We start from the raw sequence: 2,129 nt of genomic DNA, 5'->3' as shown, positions 1-2,129 counted from the left end.
ACCGCACCCGGCGACCGCCCCACCTGCCCACCAAACAACCCCACCACCGACACCGGCACCAACGAACACCCCAACGCCCGCCGATTACCGAACGCGCTCAGCCGTTCGTGCTCGGCGTTGTCGACCACATCGATCGACGAGAGCCGCCGGGTCGGGTCCTCGGTCACGGCGACCAACACCCGCCGCAGCCGTTCGATCAGGGTGCGGATGCTGTCGGCGTCGAACACGTCGGTGCGAAACTCGACCGTCCCGCCGATCCCCGCCGGCGTGCCGTCATCGCTCCACCGAGCGAACATCGAGAACGTCAAATCCATGCGGGCGGTGCGGGTTTCAACCGGCTCGGCGGTGACGTGCAAGTCGCCGAGATTCAGCTCCGCGGGGTCGTTGCCCTGCCAGGCCAGCATCACCTGCACCAGCGGGTGATGCGCCAGCGAGCGGGTGGGGTTGAGCCGTTCCACCAGCACCTCGAACGGGACGTCCTGGTGTTCGTAGGCGGCCAGGCTGCGCTGGCGCACCCGGCCCAGCAGTTCGGCGACGCTGGGGTTACCGCTCAGATCGACGCGCAGCACCAGGGTGTTGACGAAGAAGCCCACCACGTCGTCCAGCGCGGGATCGCGCCGCCCCGCGATCGGAAAGCCCACCACCACATCAGAACTCGCGCTGAGCTTGGCCAGCAGCACCGCCAACGCCGCCTGCACCACCATGAACTCGGTGGCGTTGTGCGCCCGCGCCACCTCCCGCACCCGCTGCTGCAACTGCGCCGGCCAGTCGATGTCCACACTGGCCCCGCGGTAATCGGCCACCAACGGATACGGCCGATCCGTCGGCAGCTCAACATGTTCGGGCAATCCCGCCAACTCGCGCAGCCAATACTCAAGCTGCCCGGCGATCGGGCTGGCCGGATCGTCCAGATCACCGAATTGGGCCCGCTGCCACAACGTGTAATCCACGTACTGCACCGCCAGCGGCTCCCACTCCGGCGCACGGCCGTCACACCGGGCGGCGTACGCGAGGCCCAGGTCGCGCACCAGCGGATTCAGCGACCAAGCATCCGCAGCAATATGATGGACCACCGCCACCAACACATGCTCGTCATCGCCGCAACGGAATAGCTTTGCTTGTATGGGTATTTCGGTTGCGAGGTCAAATGCGTGACTTGCCGCGGCATCAACAGCCTCCTTTATCCGTGCCGGTGACCAACCGGCGGTATCAACTACGTCCCACCCGACGTCCACCCGCTCCGCGGGTATCACCACCTGTCGTGGTGTTCCGTCGCAGACGGCGAGCACCGTGCGCAAGCTCTCGTGGCGCGTCACCACATCGAGCAGCGCAGCGTGCAGGGCCCGCACGTCCAATCGCCCGCGCAGGCGCAGCGCCGCCGGCATGTTGTACATCGGCGAGGGCCCCTGCAACTGGTCGATGAACCACAACCGGGACTGCGCAAACGACAACGGCACCGACGCCGGTCGTGGACCCGCCAGCACCCGGGCACTCCGCACACTGCCGTCGCCGAGCCGCAGCGCCAATTGGGCCACCGCGGGCGCCTCGAACAGCACCCGCACCGAAACCCCGGCATCCAGTGCGGTATTCACCGCTGCGATCAGGCGCATCGCCGACAGCGAATCGCCGCCGAGGTCGAAGAAGGAGTCGTCGACACCGACCCGCTCGACACCCAGAACCTGGGCGTAAATGCCGGCCAGGATCTCCTCGACCGCGCTCACCGGCGCCCGGTAACGGTCGGCGTCGGAGTATTCCGGCGCCGGCAGCGCACGGGTGTCCAGCTTGCCGTTGACCGTCAGCGGCAGCGCATCGAGCACCACCACCGCCGTGGGCACCATGTAAGTGGGGAGCCGCTGACCCAACCGGGCCCGAATGTCGGTCGGATCAGCGGCTCCAGTCACATAGCCGACGAGACGCCTCTCGCCGACACGATCTTCACGGGCGATCACCGCCGCGTGCTCGACCCCGTGCAGCGAGGCGAGGGCGGCCTGGATCTCGCCGAGTTCGATGCGATATCCACGCACCTTGACCTGCTCGTCAGCCCGGCCCAGATACTGCAGCTGCCCGTCGGCTCCCCAGCGCACCAGGTCACCCGTGCGATACATCCGCGCACCCGGCGCCCCGTACGG

1 protein-coding gene is annotated in these 2,129 nt (G+C 67.8%); it reads right to left on the bottom strand.

The features are described from left to right. The coding region (locus ACYQ8K_RS29980) for a condensation domain-containing protein (protein WP_459974987.1) at nt 1-2,129 on the bottom strand (2,129 nt) is incomplete at both ends.

The sequence above is a fragment of the Mycobacterium sp. MUNTM1 genome (assembly GCF_054660795.1).
This window is presented reverse-complemented; position numbering and strand designations above follow the sequence as displayed.